Source organism: Halomonas sp. H5 (assembly GCF_050613175.1).
GTDB lineage: Bacteria > Pseudomonadota > Gammaproteobacteria > Pseudomonadales > Halomonadaceae > Bisbaumannia > Bisbaumannia salifodinae.
In genome coordinates this window covers 3,789,738-3,808,620 of record NZ_CP192510.1, presented here as the reverse complement: position 1 = coordinate 3,808,620, position 18,883 = coordinate 3,789,738, and the positions used below count along the sequence as shown (strand labels likewise).

Sequence of the window (18,883 nt, the reverse complement as noted above, 5' to 3'; positions counted from 1 at the left end):
CCGTGGTCGTTTGTCGTGGGAGGAGGCTTAGCGGCGGCGGGCCGGTCGCCGGGCATGCTGCCAGCAGCGCGCCGAGGTGATCAGCTTGTCCCTGACCTGGAGGATCTCCATGCGGGTGGTGCCCACCTGCAGGCAGGCGGGGCCGTCGGGGAAGGACTCCAGGTGCTCGAGGATCAGGCCGTTGAGGGTCTTGGGGCCATCGGTGGGCAACTGCCAGCCCAGCGACTTGTTGATCTCGCGGATATTGGCGGTGCCCTCGATCAGGTAGCTGCCATCGTCCTGGAGGTGGATCTCCTGGTGCATCCCCGCCACGTCGGTGGTGAATTCGCCGACGATCTCCTCGAGGATATCCTCCAGGGTCACCAGGCCCTCCACGTCGCCATACTCGTCCACCACGATGCCGATACGCCGCTTCTGCTTCTGGAAGTTGAGCAGCTGGGTATGCAACGGGGTGGATTCGGGGATGAAGTAGGGCTCCCGGGCCTCCTGGACGATGGCCGCCTTGGTGACCTCCGCCTTGGCCAGGAAGCGTGCCGCGTTGCGCAGGTGCAGCATGCCGATGATGTTGTTGATATCGCCCTTGTAGACCGGAATGCGGGTGTGCTGACTGGTGCGGATCTGGGCGAGGATGCTCTCCAGGTCATCCTCCAGGTCGATGCCGACGATCTCGTGGCGGGGCACCATGATGTCGTTGACGGTGACATTCTCCAGGTCGAGGATCGACAGCAGCATCGCCTGGTGGCGCTGGGGGATCAGGGTGCCCGCCTCGTGGACGATGGTGCGCAGCTCGTCCCGGGTCAGGTTGTCGGCGCCGCCATCGATCTGCTTGACCCCGGCCAGGCGCAGCAGGCCGTTGGAGATGGCGTTGGTCAGCCACACCAGCGGATAGAGCAGCTTGAGCAGCGGCTCCAGGATCACCGAGGCGGGGTAGGCGATGCGCTCCGGCTTGACCGCCGCATAGGTCTTGGGGGTCACCTCGGCGAAGATCAGGATGACGATGGTCAGCACCAGGGGGGCGATGGCCGGCCCGGTCACCTCGCCGAAGAAGTGGATCGCCAGCACGGTGGCGATGGCGGCGGCCAGGTTGTTGACCAGGTTGTTGCCGATCAGGATCACGCCGATCAGGCGGTCCGGGCGGGCCAGCAGGCGCAGCACCCGTTGGGCCCGGCGCTCGCCGCCGTTGGCGCGATGGCTGAGGCGATAGCGGTTGATGGACATCATGCCGGTCTCGGAACTCGAGAAGAAGGCCGACAGCAGGATCAGCAGCACCAGCAGGCCGAACAGCAATCCCAGAGGGAAGTCGTCGCTCAAGATGGAAGGGTCCTTTATGGCGTATCAGGCACGTTTGTAGAGAAGTGGCGCGTGGCCTGTCAAGGCGGCTCAGGGCCCCGGGAAGATCACTTCCAGGGCGAACTTGCTGCCGAAATAGGCCAGCAGCAGCAGCGCGCAGCCCCCCAGGGTCCAGCGTACTGCCTTGAGGCCCCGCCAGCCGAGCCAGTGGTGGCCGGCCAGGAGAATCGAGAAGATCACCCAGGCGGCCAGGGAGAGCAGCGTCTTGTGGGCCAGGTGCTGGGCGAAGAGGTTGTCGAGGAACAGCAAGCCGCTGAGGATGGCCAGGGTCAGCAGGGTCACCCCGGCCCAGATCAGCTCGAAGAGCACCCGCTCCATGGTGGTCAGGGGGGGCAGGGCCTGGACGATGCCGCGGGTATGGTGGTGGCGCAGGGCCTGGTTCTGTACGCCGAGCAGGATCGCCTGAACGGCGGCGATGGCCAGCACGGCGAAGGCCAGGGCGGAGCTCACCACATGCAGGGCGATGCCCGGGGTCAGGCCGCTGCCGGGAGGCGGGCTGGGCAGGCCTACCGCCAACACCAGGGTCGCGGCGGCCAGCGGGAAGAGTCCCACCGCCACGTTGAGTACCGGCTTGAAGAGGCTGATGGCCAGCAGCAGGGCGGCGATCAGCGCCCCCGCCGCGGTGGCGGTGGTGCCGAGGCCCAGGCTCAGCGGCTCGCTGCCGCCGATCAGGGCGCCGAGTACCAGCAGGTGACAGACCACGGCCAGGCCGCCCAGGGTCAGCACCAGGGGCGGACGCTGGGGGACGCGCCGGGCCAGCGCCAGCGCCTGCCAGGAGGCGGCACCGCAGTAGAGGATGATGGCGATTAAGGCAAAGGGAAGCGCCTGCATAGCGTTGCTGTCCATGGGCCGCCCGGGGCGGCGAAGTGGCGAAATAAGGGCCGCGATCCTGGCGCTACTATACCGAAGCCCCGGGGCGCCGCCCAGCCATGCATGGAGACCGAGGCCATCAAGGCGTATAATCGCGCCAAACGCCAAGGCATCGTTGCCGGAGAGGCCCATGTTCGAAAGTCTATCGGAGCGTCTATCGCGGACGCTGAGGTCCATCAGCGGTCAGGCCAAACTGACCGAGGACAACATCAAGGATACCCTGCGCGAGGTGCGCCGGGCGCTGCTGGAGGCCGATGTCGCCCTGCCGGTGGTCAAGGCCTTTATCGACGCGGTGCGTCAGCGCGCGGTGGGTCAGGAGGTCTCCAAGAGCCTGTCGCCGGGGCAGCAGTTCGTCAAGATCGTCCAGCAGGAGCTGGAGGCGGTCATGGGCGAGGCCTTCGATGGCCTCAGCCTCAAGGGCTCGCCGGCGGTGATCCTGATGGCCGGCCTGCAGGGGGCGGGCAAGACCACCTCCGTGGCCAAGCTGGCCCGCTACCTCAAGGAGCGCGAGAAGAAGAAGGTGTTGGTGGTCTCCGCCGACGTCTATCGTCCCGCGGCCATCGACCAGTTGGAGACCCTGGCCGGAGAGATCCAGGCCGACTTCTTCCCCTCGTCCAGCGATCAGCGTCCGGTGGCCATCGCCGAGGCGGCCATCAAGCACGCCAAGATCCAGTTCCATGACGTGGTGATCGTCGATACCGCCGGTCGCCTGCATGTCGATGCCGACATGATGGACGAGATCCAGGCCCTGCATCGGGCGGTGACGCCCCAGGAAACGCTGTTCGTGGTCGACGCCATGACCGGCCAGGACGCCGCCAATACCGCCAAGGCCTTCCACGAGGCGCTGCCGCTGACCGGGGTGATCCTCACCAAGGCCGATGGTGACGCCCGTGGCGGGGCGGCCCTCTCGGTACGCCATATCACCGGCAAGCCGATCAAGTTCATGGGCATGGGCGAGAAGACCGATGCCCTGGAGCCCTTCCATCCGGATCGGGTGGCCTCGCGCATCCTCGGCATGGGCGATGTCCTGTCGCTGATCGAGGAGGCCGAGCGCACCGTCGACAAGGGCAAGGCCGCCAAGCTGGCCAAGAAGGTCAAGAAGGGCGAAGGCTTCGACCTGGAGGACTTCCGCGACCAGCTCCAGCAGCTCAAGAAGATGGGCGGCATGGGCGGCCTGCTCGGCAAGCTGCCGGGCATGGGGCAGATGGCCGAGATGGCCCAGGGCCCCGGGCCGGAGAAAGAGCTCGGCAAGCTCGAGGCACTGATCAACTCCATGACGCCCCAGGAGCGCCACAAGCCGGAGATCATCAATGGCTCCCGCAAGCGGCGCATCGCCACCGGTGCCGGCCTGCAGGTGCCCGACCTCAATCGTCTGCTCAAGCAACACAAGCAGATGCAGAAGATGATGAAGAAGGCGGGCAAGAAGGGCGGCATGCAGAAGATGATGCGCGGCATGTCCGGCATGATGGGCGGCGGTGGCCCGGGCGGCCCCGGCGGTATGGGTGGGCCCGGAGGCATGGGCGGCCCGGGGGGCATGGGAGGCCCCGGAGGCTTCCCCTGGCGCTGATGCCGGGGGCTGTCAAGGAAAAAGGTTCCCAAACGGTGCCGCTTTCCGTAGAATGTCGCGTCTTCATGACTGGGTCGTGAGTCCGCTCGCGCCCTGAAGACTCCAAATTTCAGCAATCTAACCGAAGGACTGTTTAACGCCATGGTTACCATTCGTTTGGCACGTGGTGGCGCCAAGAAGCGTCCCTTCTATCACCTGACCGTGACCGACTCTCGCAAATCCCGCGACGGTCGTTTCCTGGAGCGCGTCGGCTTCTTCAACCCGGTGGCCCGTGGTCAGGAAGAGCGTCTGCGCGTCGACCTGGAGCGCGTCACCCACTGGCAGGATCAGGGTGCCCAGCTCTCCGAGCGTGTCGCCGAGCTGATCAAGGAAGCCCGCAAGCAGGCCAACGCCTGATCGTGAGCTCGGTGCAGGAAACCGCCATGACCTCTCCCCAGGGCCGCGATAAGGCTCAGCATGTCGTGCTGGGCAAACTGACCAGCTCCTACGGGGTGAAGGGGTGGCTCAAGGTGTACTCCTACACCAGCCCCATGGAGGGCATTCTCGACTACCCCGAGTGGTGGGTGCGTCTCGATGGTCAGGTACGGGTGTACCGCCTGACTCAGGGGCGTCGCCACGGCAAGGGACTGGTCGCGAACCTCGACGGGGTGAACGACCGCGATGCCGCCGAGCGGCTGGCCGGGGCGGAGATCCTGCTGCCCAAGTCGGCGCTGCCCGAGCTGCCCGCGGACGAGTATTACTGGTACCAACTGGAAGGCCTCGAAGTGGTGACCGCCGAGGGGCAAGCCCTGGGGCGCGTGGCCAGCCTGTTCGAGACCGGCGCCAACGACGTCATGGTCGTGCGCGGTGCCGCCGACGGCAAGGAGCGGCTGCTGCCCTTTTTGCCCGACGAGGTGATACTCGATGTGGATCTCGATGCCGGCCGCATGACGGTGGCCTGGGATCCCGACTTTTGACTCTAGGGTCGACCGCCCGAGGCGGAACCCCCAGAGCCGATGCCTGGAATGAATTGCCGTGTGGATAGGTGTTGTCTCGCTGTTCCCGGAGATGTTCGATGCGATCGGCCGCTATGGCGTGACCGGTCGGGCGGTCAAGCAAGGGTTGCTGGAACTGGAATTCTGGAATCCCCGGGACTTTGCCATCGACAAGCACCGCACGGTGGATGATCGCCCCTATGGGGGCGGGCCGGGCATGCTGATGAAGGTCGAGACGCTGCGTCAGGCGATCCATGCCGCGCGCGCCGAGGCCGAAGCGACACAGGGCCAGCCGGCCCGCGTGATCTACCTGTCGCCCCAGGGGCGACCTCTGGATCAGCGCGGTGTCCAGGAGTTGGCCGCGGCGGGGCCATTGATCGTGGTGGCCGGCCGTTACGAGGGCATCGACGAGCGTATCGTCGAGGCCGATATCGATGAAGAGTGGTCCATCGGCGACTATGTGCTGAGCGGCGGCGAGCTGCCCGCCATGGTGCTGATCGATGCCGCCGCCCGGCTGGTGCCGGGAGTGCTGGGACACCAGGACTCGGCGGTGGAGGACTCCTTCAACGAGGGACTGCTGGATTGCCCTCACTATACGCGCCCGGAAGTGATCGACGGGCGGGCGGTACCCGAGGTACTGCTGAGCGGCAATCATGGCGCCATTCGTCGCTGGCGCCACAAGCAGTCCCTGGGACGCACCTGGCTCAGGCGTCCCGACCTTCTCGAGGGTCGCGAATTGAGCCGAGAGCAGCGGCAACTGCTCGACGAGTTTATCGACGAATACGCCAGTCAGGCGGAGGTGCGAGACACCCCCGAGGCCCCATAAGCCAGGGCAGACTCGCGTCACACACCCGATTCCCGCGTCCGCGTGCCTACGCCGAGCGTCGGGATCACGGCCACCCCAGGGTGGCGATGAGATATTGAGGAGCTAGCAATGAGCAGCAAGAACAAGGTGATCCAGGCGATCGAGAACGAGCAGATGGCCAAGGAAGTCCCGGCCTTCGCCCCCGGCGACACCGTGATCGTGCAGGTCAAGGTCAAGGAAGGTAACCGCGAGCGTCTGCAGGCCTTCGAAGGCGTGGTGATCGGCAAGCGCAACCGCGGTCTGAACTCCGCCTTCACCGTGCGCAAGATCTCCCACGGTGTCGGCGTCGAGCGGACCTTCCAGACCTACAGCCCGCTGGTCGACTCCATCAGCGTCAAGCGTCGCGGCGACGTGCGCCAGGCCAAGCTGTACTACCTCCGCGAGCGCAGCGGCAAGTCTGCCCGCATCAAGGAAAAGCTGGCCTAAGTCGGGCCAGGTCGCGACCCGGCACCGCCGAGGTCGCCGGGAAACCCCGTCACCGCTCGCGCGGGGCGGGGTTTCCCTGCATTTGAGGCCCGTCGATGTCCGATACCACCCTGATCGATACCTTCCTCGATGCCCTGTGGCTCGAGCAGGGCGCCAGTGAGCATACCCTGGCCGCCTATCGGCGCGACCTCGGCGCCTGGGCGGCCTGCCTGGCCGAGCACGGCGCCTGCCTGCTGGCCCCCGGCGCCGAGACCCTGCCCGAGTGGCTGGCGGCGCGCCGCGAGGCGGGTTACCAGCTGCGCTCCAATGCCCGGCTGCTGTCGAGCCTGCGGCGCTTCTACCGCTGGGCGCTGATGACCGAGCGGCTGAGCGCCGACCCCCTGGCCGGGGTGCGCCTCCCCAAGGTGCGGCCCAACCTGCCGAATACCCTGGACGAGGCCGAAGTGGAACGGCTGCTGGCGGCCCCGGACACCGACAGCCCTCTGGGGCTGCGCGATCGCGCCATGCTGGAGGTGCTCTACGGCTGCGGCCTGCGCGTCTCGGAGCTGGTCAACCTGAGCCTGGCCAGCGTCAACCTGCGCCAGGGGGTGGTGCGGGTGCTGGGCAAGGGCGACAAGGAACGCCTGGTGCCCCTGGGCGAGGAGGGCATCGCCTGGCTGGAGCGTTACCTGCGCGGCGGGCGGGGCGCCCTGATGCGCGATCCCACGCGGCCGGCGCTCTTCCCCGGGCGCGGGGATGCCTGCCTGACTCGCCAGGCCTTCTGGCATCGCATCAAGGCCCATGCGCGATCCGCGGGCATCGCGCGGCCCCTGTCGCCGCATACCCTGCGCCACGCCTTCGCCACCCATCTGTTGAATCATGGGGCCAATTTGCGTGTCGTACAGCTGTTACTCGGTCATAGCGACCTGTCGACGACCCAGATCTATACCCATGTGGCCCAGGCGCGCCTGGAGCTGCTGCATGCCGAACATCACCCGCGAGGCTGAGAATGCAACGAGCGACACGATTCGCCCTGGGCGGCCTGCTGGCCGCCGCCCTGACCACCCCGGCCCTGGCCGACCCCGCCGATGAGCTGGCCCGGCAACTGAGCGTGGGTGGCGAGCCGATGCCGGTGGAGAGCGTCACCACCACGCCCCTGGACGGCTTCTTCGAGGTGCGTCTGGAGAATGGCGAGACCTTCTACAGCGACAGCAGCGGTCGCTTCTTCCTGGTGGGGGACCTCTACGAGAATGGCGACCAGGGGCTGGTCAATCTCACCGAGCAGGCCCGCAATGCCGAGCGCGCCGGACGCCTGGCGATGATTCCCGAGGCCGAGCGGGTGATCTTCCGCGGCGCCGAGAGCCGGGCCACGGTGACCGTCTTCACCGATACCACCTGCCCTTACTGCGTGCGTCTCCACGAGGAGGTGCCGGCGCTCAATGCGATGGGAATCGAGGTACACTATCTGGCCTTCCCGCGCAGCGGCATGGGCTCCCGGGGCGCCCGGGAGCTGCAGCAGGTGTGGTGCGACGCCAATCCCAGCGAGGCGATGAGCCGGGTCAAGGGGGGCGCGCCCCTGGAAGGGCCCGCGGACTGCGACAATCCGGTCGAGGCCCAGTATCATCTGGGGATGGAGCTTGGCGTCCAGGGTACGCCGGCCATCGTGCTGCCCGACGGGCGCCTGGTGCCGGGCTATGTGCCCGCCGAGCGCCTGGCCGCCATGCTGGGCCTCGACGACGAAGCATACGCAAGACGATGACGAGTGGCGGGCGCAGGCCCGGGCCGGAACCGCCACCGCTGGACCGCCGCCCGACGACCCGGGCGGACACCGAACACTAAAGCAAGGGGATATCACGTTGAAACCGGTGAGAGTGGGAATCTGTGGCCTGGGTACCGTCGGTGGCGGTACCTTCAATGTCCTGACGCGCAATGCCGACGAGATCGCCCGGCGGGCCGGGCGGCCCATCGTGATCGAGCAGGTGGCGATGCGTCGCGACAACCCGGACTGCGACACCACCGGCGTCAAGACCACCTCCGATATCTTCGAAGTGGCCCGCAACCCCGATGTGGACGTGGTGGTGGAACTGATCGGCGGCTACGAGGTGGCCCGCGAACTGGTGCTCACCGCCATCGAACATGGCAAGCACGTGGTCACCGCCAACAAGGCGCTGATCGCCGTGCACGGCAACGAGATCTTCCAGGCCGCCCATGAGAAGGGCGTGATCGTCGCCTTCGAGGCCGCCGTGGCCGGCGGCATCCCGGTGATCAAGTCGCTGCGCGAGGGCCTGGGCGCCAACCGCATCGAGTGGGTGGCCGGCATCATCAACGGCACCGGCAACTATATCCTTACCCATATGCGCGACGAGGGCCGAGCCTTCGAGGACGTCCTGGCCGAGGCCCAGGCGCTGGGTTACGCCGAGGCCGACCCCACCTTCGACGTGGAGGGGATCGACGCCGCCCACAAGCTGACCATCCTCGCCTCCATCGCCTACGGCGTGCCGCTGCAGTTCGAGAAGGCCTACACCGAGGGCATCTCCCGGGTCACCGCCGAGGACGTGGAGCAGGCCGATAACCTGGGCTATATCATCAAGCACCTGGGCATCTCCAAGCGCACCGAGCAGGGCCTGGAGCTGCGGGTCCACCCGACCCTGATTCCCAAGGAGCGCCTGCTGGCCAATGTGCACGGCGTCAAGAATGCCATCGCGGTGATGGGCGACGCCGTGGGTCCGACCCTCTACTACGGCGCCGGCGCCGGCGCCGAGCCCACCGCGTCCGCGGTGGTGGCCGACCTGCTCGACGTGGCCCGGGATATCACCACCGCCCACCACTACCGGGTGCCCTACCTGGCCTTCAGCGGCATCGACGAGGACGTCAGCCAGCTGCCGATCCTGCCCATGGAGGAGATCAGCACCGCCTACTACCTGCGGCTGCTGGCGGTGGATCGTCCCGGCGTGCTGGCCCGGGTGGCCACCATCCTCTCCGAGCAGGGTATCTCCATCGAGGCGCTGATCCAGAAGGAGGCCACCGAAGGCGAGCTGGTGCCGATCATCCTGCTGACCCATCGCACCCGCGAGCAGCAGATGAACGAGGCGATTCGCCTGATCGAGTCCATGGCCGATATCGCCGGGCCGGTGACGCGGATCCGCGTGGAATCCCTCGACGAACACGAATAACCCGAGCTTTCGCTGGATAGAGACCGTCATGGCCAGGGCCATGGCGGCAAGGGAACCGAATCATGCGCTATATCAGTACCCGCGGGCAGGCGCCCGCGCTCTCCTTCGAGGACGTGGTGCTCACCGGCCTGGCCAGCGATGGCGGCCTCTATGTGCCCGAGACCGTGCCGCAGTTCTCCCGCGAGGAGCTGGCCGAGATGGCCGGGCTCTCCTATGCCGAGATCGCCTTCCGGGTGATGAAGCCCTTCGTCAACGGCGAGATCGATGACGAGACCTTCCGTCGCCTGGTCACCGAGGCCTACGCCACCTTTAGTCACGATGCCGTGGTGCCGCTCAATCAGCTCGACGCCAACCACTTCCTGCTGGAGCTGTTCCACGGCCCGACGCTCGCCTTCAAGGACGTGGCCCTGCAGCTGCTCGGCCGTATCCTCGATCACTTCCTGAAGAAGCGTGGCGAGCGGGCGGTGATCATGGGCGCCACCTCCGGCGACACCGGCTCCGCCGCCATCGAGGGCTGCCGCCATTGCGACAACCTCGACATCTTTATCCTCCACCCGCATAACCGGGTCTCCGAGGTGCAGCGTCGCCAGATGACCTCGGTGCTGGCGGACAACATCTTCAATATCGCCATCGAGGGCAACTTCGATGACGCCCAGGCGATGGTCAAGGCGAGCTTCGCCGATCAGGGCTTCCTCAATGGCACCCGGCTGGTGGCGGTCAACTCCATCAACTGGGCGCGCATCATGGCCCAGATCGTCTACTACGTGGCCGCCGGCGTGGCCCTGGGCGCCCCGCATCGCCAGGTGAGCTTCTGCGTGCCCTCGGCCAACTTCGGCAACGTCTTCGCCGGCTTTATGGCCTACCGCATGGGGCTGCCGGTGGAGCGTTTCGTGATCGCCACCAACGCCAACGACATCCTGCACCGCACGCTCGCCGACAACGACTTCTCCAAGAAGGAGCTGGTGGCGACCCTGGCGCCTTCGATGGATATCGTCGTCTCCTCCAACTTCGAGCGGCTGCTGTTCGAGGCCTATGATCGCGATGGCGCCGCCGTGGCCGCGCTGCTGGAGCGCTTCCAGGCCGAACCCGCGGCGCTCGCCGAGGCGCCCCTGGCCAAGCTGCGCGAGATGTTTGCCAGCCATAGCGTCGATGACGCCACCATCCTCGAGGTGATCCGCGAGGCGCATCATCGCTCCCAGGAGATCCTCGACCCGCACACCGCCACCGGCTACCGCGCCGCCGAGCGCGAGCGTGGCGACGAAGCCGTGCCGATGATCACCCTGGCCACCGCGCACCCGGCCAAGTTCGCCGAGGCGGTGGTCAAGGCGGGCTTCCCCGGCGTGCCGCTGCCGCCGCATATGGACGACCTGCTGGAGCGCGAGGAACGCTATAGCGTGCTGCCGGCGGAGCTTTCCGCGGTGCAGCAGTTTGTCGCCGAGAACCGCCGCTAAGTCAGTAGTTATTTCGGCTCAGGGCAATCGTCGCTGAATGGCTGAGGGGCGCTGGGGGTAGGGCGGAGCAAAGCGTCTTTTTCAGGGACGAAAAAGTCGAGCGCCCAGGGAGGGGTTCACAGCGTCTTTGCGCAGGCCTGCCCCCAGGTTAGCCCCGGGCTTCAGTGGGGGGATCGAGCTGGCTGCCCAGTCCCGGTGCCCTTCGCTTGGCCGGCATGGTAAGTCATGCCTCGAGCCTAATTACAGCGAGACCAAGGAGTTGGAGTGGATACTCAGCCCCCCGTCGTGGATCTTCAGGAGCGGCTACGGCCGCGGATTCAGCCGCGCCCCCTGAATCGGGCCCTCTATGCTCGGGCCCAGCAGGAGGGCCTCTCGGAGCTCCAGGCGCGGATCCTCGCCGGGCGCCTCGACGACTACCGCGGCGAGCTGGCGCCGCTGATCTCGCCCAGCCTGCGCCACCTGGCGCATCCCGAGCGGCTGGCCGATGGCCGCCGCGCCGCCGAGCGCATCGCCCAGGCGGTGGCCGAGGGCGAGCATATCGGCATCCTCACCGACTACGACGTGGACGGCATCACCTCCCATGTGGTGATTCGCCGGACCCTGCACGAGCTGTTCGGGGTGCCCGAAGCCAAGCTGCATAGCCTGATCGGCCACCGTATCCATGACGGCTACGGCATCAGCCTGCCCCTGGTGGAGCGCACCCTCTCGCTCGCGCCGCGCCCCAGCCTGGTGATCACCGCCGACTGCGGCAGCAGCGACGAGCCGCGTATCGCCCGCCTGGCCGCCGAAGGGGTCGAGGTGGTGGTCACCGATCACCACGCCCTGCCCCTGGAGGGGCCCCCGGCCTCGGCCTATGCCACCGTCAACCCCACCCGGGACGACTGCGACTACCCGGACCCCACCATCGCCGGCTGCATGGTCGCCTGGCTGACCATGTCGCTGGCCCGCGGCGTGCTGATCGACTGGGGCGTGCTGCCCGAGGCGACCCCCAAGCTCTCCCCCTGGCTCTCCTACGTGGCGCTGGGCACGGTGGCGGATTGCGTGTCGCTGGGCGGCAGCCCCGCCAATCGCGCCGTGGTCAGCCATGGCCTGACCCTGATCAACCGCCTGGAGGCCGCCTGCTGGCGCACCATGGCGGCGCGCCTGGGCCCCGACAGCCTGCCCTTCGACGCCGAGACCCTGGCCTTCCAGATGGGCCCGCGCATCAATGCCCGCTCGCGGCTCGACGACCCCTATGCGGCCCTGCACTTCATGCTGGCCGCCGATGACGCCACCGCGGCGCGGCACCTGGAGACCCTCGACCAGGACAACCAGTCCCGCAAGGCGATCGAGGCGGAGATGACCGAGCAGGCCAAGGCCCTGGCCCAGGCGCCACTGGCCGAGGACGCCCCGGCCCTGGTGATCTTCCTGGAGCAGGGCCATGCGGGGGTGCAGGGCATCGTCGCCTCGAGGCTGGTGCAGGCCTACGGGCGGCCGGCCCTGGTGCTGACCCCCGCCGCGGCCCCGGGCATGCTGACCGGCTCCGGGCGTTCCATCGAGGGGCTGCACCTGCGCGATGCCCTGCAGCGCGCTTATGAGTTGGCCCCCGAGGCGCTACCGCGCTTCGGCGGGCATCGCGGCGCCGCCGGGGTGGGCGTGCCCCGGGAGCGACTGGACGCCTTCCGCGAGGCCGTGCTGACGGCGGTGGCGGAGCGGCTCGGCGGCGCCGAACTCTACCCCAGGGTGCTGACCGACGGGGAGTTATCGCCCGAGCAGCTCAGCCTCACCACCCTGGAGACCCTCGACGCCCTGGGCCCCTATGGCCGGGAGTTCGAGGCGCCGCTCTTCGAGGGGGACTTCCTGGTGGAGTCGCTGCGCCCGGTGGGCGCCGATGGCAGCCACCTGATGATGGACCTCTCTCTGGGGCGCATGAGCCACCGGGCGATCTGGTTCCGCGCCCTGACCCCCGGCGAGCTGCCCGCCTTCGGCCTGGGCGACCGCCTGCGCTGTGCCTACAAGCTCAACCGCAACCGCTGGAAGGGCCGCGAGTCGCTGCAACTGATGGTGGAGCATGCCGAGCCGATAGGCTCTTGAGTGACGCTCCGGGCCTAGCTTAGCCAGAACCACCAGACGATGGCGGCGATCAGCGCCAGGCCCGCCAGATTGATCAGCCAGCTCATGGGGTTGCCTCCCGCGGAGTCGCTTCGGTGGGGTGGTCACTCGGCGCGCCGAGCCTGAGCAGCCGCAGGCGGTTGGCGTTGCTGACCACGGTGATGGACGAGAGCGACATGGCGGCGCCGGCGATCATCGGCGACAGCAGCATGCCGGTGAGGGGGTAGAGCACCCCCGCGGCGATGGGAATGCACAGGGCGTTGTAGCCGAAGGCCCCCACCAGGTTCTGCTTGATATTGGCCAGCGTCGCCCGGCTGATCTCGATGGCATCGGCGACGCCGTGCAGGGAGCCGCGCATCAGGGTGATACCGGCGCTCTCGATGGCCACATCGGTGCCCTGGCCGATGGCGAAGCCCACGTCGGCCCGGGCCAGGGCCGGGGCGTCGTTGATGCCGTCGCCGACCATGCCCACCACCTCGCCTTCACCCTGCAGGCGCGCGATTTCGGCGTGCTTGTCCTCGGGCAGCAGGCCGGCACGGAAGTCGTCGATACCCAGCTCGGCGGCGATGGCGGCGGCGGTGTGCCGGTTGTCGCCGGTCAGCATCACCACCCTGAGGCCGTCGGCCTGCAGGCGCTTCACCGCCTTGACCGTGTCGTGGCGCAGCGGGTCGCTGATACCGAATAGCGCGGCCAGCTCGCCGCCCACGGCCAGGTAGACCACGGTGCGGGCCTGCTTTTCCCACTGGGTGGCCCGCTCGGCGGCGGCGTCCAGGTCGACGCCGGCCTCCTCCAGCAGGCGGGCATTGCCCAGCAGCAGCGGCTTGCTGTCGCCATTGGTAGCCCGGACGCCGCCGCCGGTAATGCTCGTGAAGTCGCGGATCTCGGCGGCCGTGTCGCCGATCCGCTCCTGTGCCCGCGCTTCGCAATAGCCCACCAAGGCGCTGGCCAGGGGATGCTCGGAGCCCCGCTCCAGGGCCGCGACCAGGCCCAGCAGCCGGGCCTCATCGCCGTCGAGCCCCGTGCCAGAGAAAAAGTGGGCCTCGGTTACCCGTGGCTTGCCCTCGGTGAGGGTGCCGGTCTTGTCCACCACCAGGGTGGTGAGCCTGCTGGCGGTCTGCAGGGCTGCGCCGTTTCTCACCAGCACGCCCCGCTCGGCGGCCTTGCCCACGCCGATCATGGTGGAGATGGGCGTGGCCAGGCCCAGGGCGCAGGGGCAGGCGATGATCAGCACCGTGGTGGCGGTGACCAGCATATGAATGACCCGCGGCTCGGCGCCGAAGTTGAACCAGGCCAGGGCGGTCAGCACGGCGATGATCATCACCGAGGGCACGAAGATGCTGGAGATCCTGTCGGCCAGGGCGCCGATGGGCGGGCGGGAGTTCTGGGCGCTGGCCACCTGCTCAGTGATCTGCCCCAGCCGGGTATCGGCACCGACCCGGGTCGCCTCGTAGACCAGCCCCCCCTTGCCGTTGACGGTGCCGGCGCTGACCTCGTCATCCACCCCCTTGGCCACCGGGACCGGCTCGCCGGTCAGCATCGATTCGTCGATATGGCTGGCGCCCTCCACCACCAGGCCGTCCACCGGCAGGCGCTCGCCGGGGCGCACGCGGATCCGGTCGCCCTCGCGCACCGCGTCGATCTCCACCTCCCGCTCCTCGCCGTCGCGGATCACCCGGGCGGTGCGGCTCTGCAGGTCGAGCAGGCGCTTGAGGGCTTCGCTGGTGCGGCCCCGGGCACGCAGCTCCAAGGCATTGCCCAGCAGCACCAGGCCGATCACCATCGCCGAGGCCTCGAAGTAGATGCCCTGGGCCACCTCGGGAAGCCAGGGGGCAAAGGCCACCACTGCCATGGAGTAGCCCCAGGCGGTACCTGTGCCCATGGCGATCAGGGTATCCATATTGGCCTGGTGGTGACGGAAGTTCTTCCAGGCGTTGATAAAGAAGTGGCGGCCGGGGCCGGCCATCACCGCCAGCGTCAGCAGCCCGATCGCCAGCCAGAAGAGCCGCCCCGGACCCGATGGGTGGGGGTGGAAGAAGACCATGCTGACCATCAGCGGCACCGCCAGCGCCAGCGACCAGAAGCTGCCGTGCAGGCGACGGCGATACTCCTTGGCGTCCTGTTCGGCACGGCTGGCCTCGGCCTGGCGCAGGTCGACGATCGGCTCGGCCTCGTAGCCCGCCGAGCGCACGGCCTGGATCAGGGCCTCGGCCTCGGCGCTGCCATGGACCTGGGCGGTGCGGGTGCCGAAATTGACGCTGGCGGTGGCCACCCCTGGGGTGCGCTCCAGGGCCTGCCGGACGCTCTTCACGCAGCTGGCGCAGGTCATGCCGCCGATCGCCAGCCGTTGGGTGATGGCATGTTCCGCCGCCGACGGGGCCTCGGCGTCCTTGGTATCCGCGGCGCCGGGTGCCTCGTCTTCGTCGGCTGTCGCGGCGTCGGGCGCTTCGTCGGCGTGGGCGATCTCGCCGGTCGGGTAGCCGGCCTGGGCGAGGATGGCATCGAGGGCCTCACCATCCAGCGAGGAGGTGACGGTGAGGCGCTTCTCGGCGGGCTCGCCCACTACCTCGGCCTCGGGATCCCGGTCCTGAATCGCCTCGCGCATGCGTTTGACGCAGCCCTGGCAGCTCATGCCGGGGACGCTGCGCTGCAGTGATGTCTGGGCGTTCATGGTGTCTCCTTCTTGGAGGGGGCGTCGGGCGAGGCGTCGGCCGTGGTATCGCTGAGGGGCTCGGGGAAACTCTCGATCAGGCGGCACAGGCTATGACCATCCGGGGTGCCGTCGGGCATCGCCTCCCAGGTCGACAGCGCCTGCTCCATGCGTTCGGCCAGGGCCTGCAGCTCGGCGATACGGGCGTGGATCTCCGGCAGGCGGCTGGCCAGAAGGTCGCGCACCAGGGGGCAGGGGGAGTCGCCCTGGTCGGCATGGGCGAGGATGTCGCGAATCTCGGCGACGCTGCAGCCCAGGGTGCGGGCACGCTGGATAAAGCGCAGCCGCTCCAGGTCCCGGGGACCATAGCGCTGGTAGCCGTTGTCCGGATCGCGGGCGGGGTACAGCAGTCCCTCGCGGGTGTAGTGGCGCACGGTCTCGCCGGTGACCCCGGCGGCCCGGGCCAGCTCGATGACTTTCATGATGTCTCTCGCGGGTCGAAGGTTACCGGAGAGTTTAGAACCTGTGAGTAACACCTAGGTCAAGCAGCGCTTTCCGGGGCAGGGCGAGGCGCTCGGCACCGACTCGGCAAGTGATTGAAAGTTCAGGGAGTCAAACGATCGTGCGACCAAAGTATTAGCAAATATTGCATTAAAACGAACGTTTGGCCTTGATCTGCCCCCGGGGTTGCGCCAACACTGGGGCACGTCATCGCCCGCCGGCGCGGGTTTATAACAACGCACAGCTCACCCCTGAACAGGATGTCGTGATCATGCAGAACAAGTTCAACAAGCTCTCCTGGGCCGTGGCCATCGCCGCCGCCACCTTCGCCGGCCAGGCCAGTGCCGGCGGGTACCAGATCAACGAACAGAGTGTCAGTGGCCAGGGCTATGGCCATGCCGGGCGCAGCTCCAATGTTCATGATGCCACCATCGTCTTCGGCAACCCGGCGGGCATGTCCTTCCTGGACCGGGCCCAGGTCACCGCCGGCGGAACCTATCTCGACGTCAGCAGCGATATCAGCAATGTGCAGGCCAATGCCATGCTCGATAGCGGGTTCGCCGCGACCGGCAATCCGGCTAACGCCACCGGCCAGCAGGTGCCGGTGGGGACGATTCCCGGCACCAGCGAGGGCGATATGGTGCCCGGCAAGCTGATTCCCTTCGCCTTCTATGCTCAGCCGCTGAACGAGCGCCTGGCCTTCGGCTTCGGCGTCTATGCGCCCTTCGGCTCCATGACCGAGTATGAGGAGGGCTTCCAGGGGCGCTACTTCGGCGACTATACCGAGGTGCGGGTGGTCAGCGCCCAGCCGACCCTCTCCTATCGCATCAATGAGCAATGGTCGGTCGGGGCCGGGATCACCTATAACCGGGTCGAGGGGGAGTTGCGGCGGCGGGTGCCGGGGAATCCCGCCCAGCCCTTCGACCCCTCCGCCGATATCGACTCCCGGGTCGAGGGCGACGACGATGGCTGGGGCTATAACCTGGGGGTGATCTATCAACCGGTCCCCGAGACCACCCTGGGCCTGACCTATCGTTCCGAGGTGGATTACACCCTGACCGGTGACTTCCGCGCCACGGCGCCAGATGGGAGTATTGCGCTGGATCCCAATACAGGTGTCCCGCTGCAGGATAGTGCCAGCCTGGATCTGACCACGCCGGAGACCGTCAACTTCTCGGTGACCCAGCAGATGTCGGATCGCCTGAAGCTGATGTTTGGCGCCTCCTGGACCCGCTGGAGCCGCTTCGACCAGATCCTGGTCACCGGCAGCCAGGGCCAGCAGATCACCCAGGAGACGCAGGATTACTCCAACGCCTGGGCCTTCGCCGTGGGGGGCGAGTATCAGCTGAATCCTCAGCTGGCGCTGCGAGCCGGGGTGAGCCTGGATAATACGCCTACCAGCGATCAACATCGCAGCGTGCGGATTCCTTCGGACGATCGCCGGATCTTCTCTATCGGCGCCGGCTGGACGCCTATCGAGGACCTGACCCTGGACTTCGCCTACTCCTACCTGACCGAGCGGAGTACCCGAATCAGTCAGTCCCGGGATGATCTCTATAGTGGTTTGGGCGGGGCCACCTATGCGGCAGATTACAAGAACGAGGCCCATGGCTTCGGCGCCCAGCTGACCTACCGATTCTAAGGTCTGCTAGTTCAGCAAGCGAAACCCGGCCTCGGCCGGGTTTCGCGCGTCTGAGGTATCCTGACGGGTGCGGCCTGACGGCAGGTTCGCTACAATAATGCCCTTTCCGCGCCACCCGGCCCTGGCCACCCGCCGGGCCGGGTGGCCGCTTGTTCACCGCAGATTCAGGCGAGACGCCCCTATGCTGGAAACCAATCCCATTCATAACCTGATCAAGGACCTGTCCGAGCGGACAGACGTCCTGAGGGGGTATCTTTGACTATGCCGAACGCAAGGATCGGCTAGAAGAAGTCTCCCGCGAGCTGGAAGACCCCAACGTCTGGAACGACCCGGACTACGCCCAGAAGCTCGGCAAGGAGCGCGCCTCCCTGGAGCAGATCGTCCAGACCATCGACGAGCTCGACCAGGGCCTCGGCGATAGCCGTGACCTGCTCGAGCTGGCCGAGATGGAGGAGGACGAGGCCACCGTCGACGAGGTGCGCAAGGAGCTCGAGGGGCTCCAGGCGGCCCTGGAGAAACTCGAGTTTCGGCGCATGTTCTCCGGCGAGATGGACGAGAACAACGCCTATCTCGATATCCAGGCCGGTTCCGGCGGCACCGAGGCCCAGGACTGGGCCAATATCCTGCTGCGCATGTACCTGCGCTGGGCCGAGCATCACGGCTTCAAGGCCGAGATCATCGAGGCCTCCGCCGGCGAGGTGGCGGGTATCAAGTCGGCCACCATCCATGTCCAGGGCGACTACGCCTTCGGCTGGCTGCGCACCGAGACCGGGGTGCATCGCCTGGTGCGCAAGAGTCCCTTCGACTCCGGCGGCCGCCGCCACACCTCCTTCGCCTCGGTGTTCCTGTCGCCGGAGGTGGATGACAGCTTCGAGGTGGAGATCAACCCGGCGGACCTGCGCGTCGATACCTATCGCTCCAGCGGTGCCGGCGGTCAGCACGTCAACACCACCGACTCGGCGGTACGCATCACCCACGAGCCCACCGGCATCGTGGTGGCCTGTCAGAGCCAGCGCAGCCAGCACGCCAACCGCGACTTCGCCATGAAACAGCTCAAGGCGAAGCTGTGGGAACATGAGATGCAGAAGCGCAACGCCGCCAAGCAGGAAGCGGAAGAGTCCAAGGCCGATATCGGCTGGGGCAGCCAGATCCGCTCCTATGTGCTGGATGATCAGCGCATCAAGGACCTGCGCACCGGGGTGCAGACCAGCAACTGCGACAAGGTGCTGGACGGCGACCTGGATCAGTTTATCGAAGCCAGCCTTAAACAGGGTCTCTGACCCTCGCCCATCGCGGCGGGGCGGTGGCCTCGCCGTGATCGGCCGTTTCACCGCTCCGCCGCCCTCT

At 67.4% G+C, this 18,883-nt stretch carries 16 protein-coding genes; 12 read left to right on the top strand and 4 right to left on the bottom strand.

Annotated elements, in window-relative coordinates; all coding sequences use genetic code 11:
- Window positions 1-27: 27 nt before the first annotated feature.
- Window positions 28-1,311, bottom strand: a complete 1,284-nt coding sequence (locus ACQ1W9_RS17560) for an HlyC/CorC family transporter (RefSeq protein WP_431024500.1) — start codon at window positions 1,309-1,311, stop codon at window positions 28-30.
- A gap of 69 nt (window positions 1,312-1,380) precedes the next feature.
- Complete coding sequence (locus ACQ1W9_RS17555) at window positions 1,381-2,181, bottom strand: cytochrome C assembly family protein (protein ID WP_431024499.1); 801 nt, start codon at window positions 2,179-2,181, stop codon at window positions 1,381-1,383.
- Between the two features lie 169 nt (window positions 2,182-2,350).
- Between ACQ1W9_RS17555 and ffh the strand changes: the two genes are divergently transcribed.
- The 10 genes from ffh to ACQ1W9_RS17505 all read left to right on the top strand — a co-directional run bounded on the left by ffh (window position 2,351) and on the right by ACQ1W9_RS17505 (window position 12,728).
- On the top strand, window positions 2,351-3,787 hold the full coding sequence (gene ffh / locus ACQ1W9_RS17550; protein ID WP_346062872.1) for a signal recognition particle protein: 1,437 nt from the start codon (window positions 2,351-2,353) through the stop codon (window positions 3,785-3,787).
- A 141-nt stretch (window positions 3,788-3,928) separates the two neighbouring features.
- A complete protein-coding gene (gene rpsP / locus ACQ1W9_RS17545) occupies window positions 3,929-4,183 on the top strand; it encodes a 30S ribosomal protein S16 (RefSeq protein ID WP_431024498.1) in 255 nt (84 codons plus the stop codon).
- Between the two features lie 26 nt (window positions 4,184-4,209).
- Window positions 4,210-4,743 carry a ribosome maturation factor RimM gene (gene rimM / locus ACQ1W9_RS17540; protein ID WP_431024497.1) on the top strand — a complete coding sequence of 178 codons (534 nt, stop codon included), beginning with the start codon at window positions 4,210-4,212 and terminating at the stop codon, window positions 4,741-4,743.
- Window positions 4,744-4,801: 58 nt separating this feature from the next.
- Window positions 4,802-5,587 carry a tRNA (guanosine(37)-N1)-methyltransferase TrmD gene (gene trmD, locus ACQ1W9_RS17535; protein ID WP_346062870.1) on the top strand — a complete coding sequence of 262 codons (786 nt, stop codon included), beginning with the start codon at window positions 4,802-4,804 and terminating at the stop codon, window positions 5,585-5,587.
- A gap of 108 nt (window positions 5,588-5,695) precedes the next feature.
- On the top strand, window positions 5,696-6,052 hold the full coding sequence (gene rplS, locus ACQ1W9_RS17530) for a 50S ribosomal protein L19 (protein ID WP_195860542.1): 357 nt from the start codon (window positions 5,696-5,698) through the stop codon (window positions 6,050-6,052).
- 95 nt (window positions 6,053-6,147) lie between these two features.
- Window positions 6,148-7,038 (top strand): site-specific tyrosine recombinase XerD, encoded by an 891-nt coding sequence (gene xerD, locus ACQ1W9_RS17525; RefSeq protein WP_431024496.1) that lies wholly within the window; start codon window positions 6,148-6,150, stop codon window positions 7,036-7,038.
- A gap of 2 nt (window positions 7,039-7,040) precedes the next feature.
- Window positions 7,041-7,790, top strand: a complete 750-nt coding sequence (locus ACQ1W9_RS17520) for a DsbC family protein (RefSeq protein WP_431024495.1) — start codon at window positions 7,041-7,043, stop codon at window positions 7,788-7,790.
- 97 nt (window positions 7,791-7,887) lie between these two features.
- Window positions 7,888-9,204 carry a homoserine dehydrogenase gene (locus ACQ1W9_RS17515; protein WP_431024494.1) on the top strand — a complete coding sequence of 439 codons (1,317 nt, stop codon included), beginning with the start codon at window positions 7,888-7,890 and terminating at the stop codon, window positions 9,202-9,204.
- A 62-nt stretch (window positions 9,205-9,266) separates the two neighbouring features.
- Window positions 9,267-10,655, top strand: coding sequence for a threonine synthase (gene thrC / locus ACQ1W9_RS17510; protein ID WP_431024493.1), 1,389 nt, complete (start codon window positions 9,267-9,269; stop codon window positions 10,653-10,655).
- A gap of 264 nt (window positions 10,656-10,919) precedes the next feature.
- The gene (locus tag ACQ1W9_RS17505; protein ID WP_431024492.1) at window positions 10,920-12,728 is read left to right on the top strand and encodes a single-stranded-DNA-specific exonuclease RecJ; all 1,809 of its coding nucleotides are present in this window, start codon (window positions 10,920-10,922) and stop codon (window positions 12,726-12,728) included.
- 82 nt (window positions 12,729-12,810) lie between these two features.
- Here the strand turns inward: ACQ1W9_RS17505 and ACQ1W9_RS17500 are convergent, their stop codons facing one another.
- Both ACQ1W9_RS17500 and ACQ1W9_RS17495 read right to left on the bottom strand, forming a co-directional pair.
- Entirely contained in the window at window positions 12,811-15,414 is a 2,604-nt protein-coding gene (locus tag ACQ1W9_RS17500) for a heavy metal translocating P-type ATPase (RefSeq protein WP_431024491.1), read from the bottom strand.
- A complete protein-coding gene (locus ACQ1W9_RS17495; protein ID WP_431024490.1) occupies window positions 15,411-15,875 on the bottom strand; it encodes a MerR family transcriptional regulator in 465 nt (154 codons plus the stop codon). Before ACQ1W9_RS17495 ends, ACQ1W9_RS17500 begins: the two co-directional genes overlap by 4 nt.
- 290 nt (window positions 15,876-16,165) lie before the next feature.
- Between ACQ1W9_RS17495 and ACQ1W9_RS17490 the strand changes: the two genes are divergently transcribed.
- Together ACQ1W9_RS17490 and prfB are read left to right on the top strand one after the other, a co-directional pair.
- Window positions 16,166-17,536, top strand: coding sequence for an OmpP1/FadL family transporter (locus tag ACQ1W9_RS17490; protein ID WP_431024489.1), 1,371 nt, complete (start codon window positions 16,166-16,168; stop codon window positions 17,534-17,536).
- Between the two features lie 181 nt (window positions 17,537-17,717).
- Window positions 17,718-18,816 (top strand): peptide chain release factor 2 gene (gene prfB / locus ACQ1W9_RS17485; RefSeq protein WP_346062862.1). Its coding sequence is split into 2 segments (ribosomal slippage): window positions 17,718-17,792 and window positions 17,794-18,816, totalling 1,098 coding nucleotides; the frame shifts between segments, so codons are not numbered across the junction.
- The last annotated feature ends 67 nt before the right edge of the window (window positions 18,817-18,883 follow it).